The organism is Candidatus Synechococcus spongiarum SH4 (genome assembly GCF_000586015.1).
Lineage (GTDB): Bacteria > Cyanobacteriota > Cyanobacteriia > PCC-6307 > Cyanobiaceae > Synechococcus_B > Synechococcus_B spongiarum_F.
Map to the genome: position 1 here is coordinate 1 of NZ_JENA01000095.1, position 5,920 is coordinate 5,920.

Consider the following 5,920-nt stretch of genomic DNA (forward strand, 5'->3'; position numbering starts at 1 on the left):
GCCCGTTTCCAGTGATAGATCGCGGGCTCTTTGAGTTCCAGCCCTGCCACAGTGGACAAGGGCCGTGGCCTCCTTGTCGGCGAAGCACAAGAGGAGCGCCCTTGCTTACTGCGTTGTCACTGGACACAATCATGGACTTGATGCAGACGTTCCAAGGCGGCCCACCGTCTTGATGTTCAGCGGTACCAGGAGCGTTCATGCCTACTGGCTGCTGTCCGCCAACGGCATCACGCCTAGCGAGTGGCGACGAGCCACCGGCCGGCTGATTCAACGTTTGACCTTCGCCCCACTCCATGGCACACTGCAAGGATGATTCCCATCGGGTACACTTCACTCTCCCGTCCCGGCTTTCACCGTCACCGTCCATGATCAAACTCCGCCTGAAGCGCTTTGGCAAAAAGCAGGAAGCCAGTTTCCGTCTGGTGGCCATGGAAGCTTCGGTGCGTCGTGAAGGCCGTCCCCTGGAGGTGCTGGGTTTCTACAATCCCCGCAACAAGGAGACGCGCCTGGAAACGGAAGCCATTCGGCGACGACTGGAGCAGGGGGCCCAGCCCACGGAAACGGTGCGCCATTTGCTGCAACGCGGTGGTCTGCTGCCCAAGCCGGAACGGCCCGTCAAGGCGCCCCAATCCAGCCAGACTTGAGGCGTTTCCATGGAGGGGCCTGCCGGGGCTGAGCGCTTCCTCCTGCAGCTCCCCTCACCGGATGCTGCCATCGCCCTGGCCGGGGAAGCCGAATGCAACCTCAAGCGGCTGGGGGATTCCACCGGTTCCCACCTTGTGCTCCATGGTCTGGCCTTGCAGATTCAGGGAAGGCCATCCCAAGTGCAACGGGCAGCCCGGTTGGTGGAGTTGCTCAGGCCCCTGTGGAGCACCGGAGAACCCGTCACCGCAATTGACCTCGCCACAGCCCTGACAGCACTGGACACCGGTCGGGGCCAGGAGCATCAGAACCTGGGGAATACCGTACTGGCCCGCTCCCAGACGGGTCGTCTCCTCCGTCCCCGCACCCTGCGGCAGAAGGCCTATGTGGAGGCCATTGAGCGCCATGCCCTCACCTTCGGCCTCGGCCCCGCCGGCACGGGCAAAACCTTTCTGGCCACCATTCTGGCGGTGCAGATGCTGAACGCCCGCAAGGTGGAGCGCCTGATCCTCACCCGTCCGGCCGTAGAGGCGGGGGAGCGGCTGGGATTCCTGCCGGGGGACCTGCAACGGAAGGTGGATCCCTACCTCCGTCCCCTCTATGACGCTCTGCACATGCTCCTGGGGCAGGAGCGCACCGGGACGTTGCTGGAGAAAGGGACCATCGAGGTGGCGCCCCTGGCCTATATGCGGGGCCGCACCCTCTCCGATGCCTTCATCATTCTGGATGAGGCGCAAAACACCAGCCCCGCCCAGATGCGCATGGTGCTCACGCGCCTGGGGGACAGTTCCCGCATGGTGGTGACAGGGGATCCCTCCCAGGCGGATTTGCCTCGACATCAGCGCAGTGGCATTGACGAGGCCAAAGCTGTCCTCAAAGGGGTGGAGGGGGTGGCCATGGTTGAACTCACTGGTGCTGACGTGGTCCGTCATCCCCTGGTGCAGCGCATCGTGGAGGCCTATGGGCGCTTTGACCAGCAAAATCGCCAAGCGCTGGTTACGGCAGGCCGCTTCCCTGACCGGCGCCGCAACTGAGTGAACATGACGAGCCCCACTGGAAGGGAAATCCCCACCCTCTCCTCCCGGAAATTTCTGGCAAGATTGGGAAAGGCTTTCTAAAGATCCCATGCCTGCGCAAAGCAATTTTCAAGACGCCATCCGCGAGGCGCAAGCCAGCGCCCTTGTGGGACCCAACGTTGTGAACAAGGCCCTGCCCTATGTGGGCGGCGGCATGATCCTTACGGCCGTGGGCGCATTCGGGGGGTTGTCCATGGTGGGCTCCGCCGCCTTCATGCCCCTGTTCTGGATTGCCTTGATCGGCAACCTGGTGCTCTTCTTCGTAGCCCAGGGCGTAGCCAGCCGTGGCGACAACACCACAGCCCTGCCCCTGCTGGCCCTTTACAGCCTGCTCACCGGCTTCACCCTCAGTGGACTGGTGGCCCTGGCCATCAACGCCGCAGGCATTGGCGGCGTTGGCACCGCCGCCCTGGCCACGGGCGCCACCTTCCTGATTGCCTCGGTCTACGGGCGCCGCATGAGCGACAGCGTGGGCCAGGCCCTGGGGCAGGTGGTGGGCCTGGGCATCATCGGCCTGCTCATTGCCATGGTGATTCAACTGGTGGGGGGCTGTTCCTGCCGGGGTTTGGCGGGGGTGGTTTTGAACTGATGATTGCCGGCTTCGGCACGGTCCTCTTTACCGGTGCGGCCTTTCTGGACTTCTACACCATGCCCCGCACCTATCGGGATGATCAGTATCTGGCCGGCGCCCTGAGCATGTATCTCACCTACATCAACCTGTTCATCTTCATTCTGCGGCTGGTGATCGCGCTGAGTGGCAGCAGGGATTGATGAGGATCTGCAGGCTACTCAGACTCCTGGTCATGGGCGGGGGAACTACGGCTCTGGTCAAGGCAATGGCCCTCGGGCCAGCCTTGGCCGCCCCTCCCCCAGGCTCCACCTATCAGCCGGACTGCACCTACAACGGAGCCGTCCAGTCCTGCGTGGTGGCGGCGCAGGGGGATTCCTCCGAAATGGCCGACAACACGATCCTGGTTCATTGGCTGGACGGGGACATTACTAGCGTGCAGTTTCTCGGCGACGGCTCCACCCAGGTGGGGGCAAAGGTGATCCTGAACCACAACAAGCGGGGGCACGTTACCCAGGCCGTACCTCTGGAGGAAGGCCGCCTGCGCCTCCACGTGAAATCGGAAACCGGAAACCGGCTCAGCTTCATCCTGCCCACCACCATCAACCAGCCACTGCCCGGCCCTGACCCTGTGGAGGCAACGGCTCTCGGGCCAGCCTTGGCCGCCCCTTCCCCAAGCTCCACCTATCAGCCGGACTGCACCTACAACGGAGCCGTCCAGTCCTGTGTGGTGGCGGCGCAGGGGGATTCCTCCGAAATGACCGACAACACGATCCTGATTCATTGGCTGGACGGGGACATTACCAGCGTGTGGTTTCTCAGCAACGGCTCCACCCAGGTGGGGGCAAAGGTGATCCTGAACTACAACAAGCGGGGACGCATTACCCAGGCCGTACCTCTGGAGGAAGGCCGCCTGCGCCTCCATGTGAAATCGGAAACCGGAAACCAGCTCAGCTTCATTCTGCCCACCGCCACCGACCGGCCACTGCCTGGCCCTGGCCCCTGGCGCTGTTCCGCTTCAGCCTTAGGCGCCTGGTAAAAGCCCCGCCTCGACAGGGCAAGGTGTTTGCTGGCCAACGCTGCACCGGACGGGGCAGGTCTCCCTACTGCCCACAATCCTCGGGGGCATTGGCGGACGAGTCCACGGCAATGCTCCAATTGAAGTTGGAGGTCACCGCCCCACCGGAGCAGGTGTAGGTCCCTTGCACAGCGGCAGCCTTGACGGGGTCCGACGGGGTTGAAATAGCGATGTACTGCTGGTCGATTTCACCGTTGCCACTGGGATCAAATCCTCGCCAGCCTGCTCCCGGCAGATACACCTCGGCCCAGGCATGCAACTCGTAAGTGTGTGGCGGCGGCTCGGTCAGATGATAGCCGCTCACAAACCGTGCCGGCAGCCCGATGCAGCGACAGGACTCAATGAACACCATGGCCAGATCTCGGCAGGAGCCAATGCCTTCACGAATTGTGCGGCCGGCCGGCCAGGCCGGCCCCGTGTGGCGGAGGCTGTAGCTGATGCGCTCTTTAATTACGACCACCAGTTGCGACAGGAAACCAAGGGGGTGGTGGTCACTCATCATCAGCGCTTCCTGGGCCAACTGCACCGCGGCATAGTCGTGCTGCCCATTGGGCAGCCAACCCAATGTGTAACCCTCCAAGGAACGATCCCGGTCACTGAGGGCATAGGGAAGCGGCTTGTCCCCGGAGGCGATGCACTCCGCAATGGGGGGGTAAGGGCATGTGAACACCTGGGACGTGGCTTCAATGGTGAGGCGATCCGTGCATCCACTGAACCAGGCGCGAATCACCTCGTCGTTGCTGGCCGAGAGCAGGGTGAACTGTTTGCTGGGATGGGGACTGATCCGCAGGTTGAAGGACTCCAGCCGCTGATGACCATCGCTACGGGGCCTGAGACAAAAGCGGTGAGAACCCAGCTCAACCGGTCGGCTATAGGTGTAATGAAAGCTGTGGGTGATGGTGGCTTTCATGATGTCCTCTGAGTGGAAGATCGTGGCGAGGGAACAGACTGGGGAGCCTGAAAGTAGACCTGTTCCAACTGGTTATGGAGGTGGTTCAGATCCTGTTGTAGACGATCAATGCTTTCGTGCAACCCATACTTGATAATCTCTGCAATATCCGTATAGGTCCAGCGGGCCTGCATCATGCCCACATGGCGGCCCAGGGGCCTTTCACTGACGCCCTGTAGCGGATCGATTTTAATCAGAGACTGGTGGATGCCATCCAGACAGAACCGCACGGAACGGGGAAAGTTCGAATCCAGGAGGAGAAACTGAGCCACTCCTTTCGGGGTGATGGAAAGCTGGCGGGACTGGCGGAACATCTGGTAACCACCCGCTGTTTTCAGCAGGGCAATCCATTGCAGTTGGTCAACCACACCACCAACAGTTTCCCCATGGGGCAGCAGGAGGAAATATTTCACATCGAGAATACGCGCTGTTTTGTCGGCTCGCTCCACCAGCCGCCCCAACTGGCAGAATTGCCACCCCAGGCCACGGCTGAAGCAGACATCGGCAATTCCATAAAACAACTGGCAGTCCTGACGAACCCTGAGCAACCACTCCTGGCTGGGCAGCCCTGTCATGGGTCGTTCATTCTTGAGTCGCCAATACATGGTGTTAAGATGCTCCCACATTTCATTGCTGAGCACCTCGCGAATCTGCCGGGCATTTTCCCGCGCCAGATTGAGGCAACTTCGAATGGAACTGGGATTGTTTCGGCTTTGTACCAGGAAATCAACGATTTCCTCGGCGCTGAAGCTACCCTTTACCGCCTGAAACAACTCCCTGTCACCACAGGCATCAATGAGGGGCGTCCATGGTTCAACGACCATGCCGGAGTCCAGATCCATGGCGCTACTCACCTCCAAAAAGCGCGATAGATTCTCAATCCGCTCAATGTTGCGGAACATCCAATACAAAGACTCGGCAACACGACCTAACATGGGACTGCCACAGAGGAGACGTCATCCTGGATAACCCAGGTATCTTTGCAACCACCACCCTGGGACGAGTTGACCACAAGAGAATTACGCCTCAGGGCAACACGGGTTAGACCGCCGGGACTGATCCACTGTTGGCGACCCCGTAGACAGTAGGGGCGAAGATCCACGTGACAAGGGTAGATTTCCCCATGGCTGAGGGAAGGAACTGTTGATAGATAAAGGGTGGGCTGGGCAATGAAGTTGCGAGGTTGGGCTTGAATGCGGTGGGAAAATTCCTCCTGCTCCTTCGCAGTGGCATGGGGACCAATCAGCATCCCATAACCACCTGCCTCCGAGACAGACTTGATCACCAGCTTGTCCAGATTGGCCAGGACATAGTCTAAATCCTCACGTCGAGAGCAACGATAGGTAGTCACATTTTTGAGTTTGGGCTTTTCCTTAAGATAGAAATCAATAATTTCAGGGATGTATGTATAAATTAACTTATCATCCGCTACGCCGGTTCCTGGGGCATTGGCAATGGACACCCGTCCTTGACGGTACACATCCATAAGCCCCCTGACTCCCAAAAGGGAATCTGGTCGGAAGCAATCCGGATCCAGAAAGTCATCATCAATGCGCCGGTAAATTACATCAACAATCTGACTTCCATTGGTGCTATTAAGCCAAACA

The 5,920-nt window shown here is 60.0% G+C and carries 5 protein-coding genes and 2 pseudogenes; 4 read left to right on the top strand and 3 right to left on the bottom strand.

From position 1 onward, the window contains the following. Positions 1-365 precede the first annotated feature (365 nt). The 4 genes and pseudogenes from rpsP to BG35_RS0105600 form a co-directional block, all read left to right on the top strand. A pseudogene (rpsP, locus tag BG35_RS0105585) lies at positions 366-614 on the top strand (30S ribosomal protein S16); the annotation flags it as partial. Between the two features lie 39 nt (positions 615-653). Beyond that, positions 654-1,676 carry a PhoH family protein gene (locus tag BG35_RS0105590; protein WP_025782048.1) on the top strand — a complete coding sequence of 341 codons (1,023 nt, stop codon included), beginning with the start codon at positions 654-656 and terminating at the stop codon, positions 1,674-1,676. A gap of 91 nt (positions 1,677-1,767) precedes the next feature. Further along, positions 1,768-2,489: pseudogene (locus tag BG35_RS10530) on the top strand (Bax inhibitor-1/YccA family protein). An 83-nt stretch (positions 2,490-2,572) separates the two neighbouring features. Then, complete coding sequence (locus BG35_RS0105600) at positions 2,573-3,325, top strand: hypothetical protein (protein ID WP_161632543.1); 753 nt, start codon at positions 2,573-2,575, stop codon at positions 3,323-3,325. 64 nt (positions 3,326-3,389) lie between these two features. Here BG35_RS0105600 and BG35_RS0105605 read toward each other — a convergent pair whose 3' ends face one another. From BG35_RS0105605 to BG35_RS0105615, 3 genes are all read right to left on the bottom strand, one after another. Then, on the bottom strand, positions 3,390-4,274 hold the full coding sequence (locus BG35_RS0105605) for a transglutaminase family protein (RefSeq protein ID WP_025782050.1): 885 nt from the start codon (positions 4,272-4,274) through the stop codon (positions 3,390-3,392). Then, on the bottom strand, positions 4,271-5,248 hold the full coding sequence (locus BG35_RS0105610) for an alpha-E domain-containing protein (protein ID WP_025782051.1): 978 nt from the start codon (positions 5,246-5,248) through the stop codon (positions 4,271-4,273). Before BG35_RS0105610 ends, BG35_RS0105605 begins: the two co-directional genes overlap by 4 nt. Further along, positions 5,242-5,920 (bottom strand): circularly permuted type 2 ATP-grasp protein (locus BG35_RS0105615; RefSeq protein ID WP_025782052.1); only part of this gene is annotated, 679 nt, incomplete at its 5' end. The genes BG35_RS0105615 and BG35_RS0105610, both read right to left, overlap by 7 nt.

Excerpts from the sequence above, each read along its gene's own strand:
- BG35_RS0105590 (WP_025782048.1), top strand. The coding sequence starts at position 654 with ATGGAGGGGCCTGCCGGGGCTGAGCGCTTCCTCCTGCAGCTCCCCTCA.
- BG35_RS0105605 (WP_025782050.1), bottom strand. The coding sequence starts at position 4,274 with ATGAAAGCCACCATCACCCACAGCTTTCATTACACCTATAGCCGACCG.
- BG35_RS0105610 (WP_025782051.1), bottom strand. The coding sequence starts at position 5,248 with ATGTTAGGTCGTGTTGCCGAGTCTTTGTATTGGATGTTCCGCAACATT.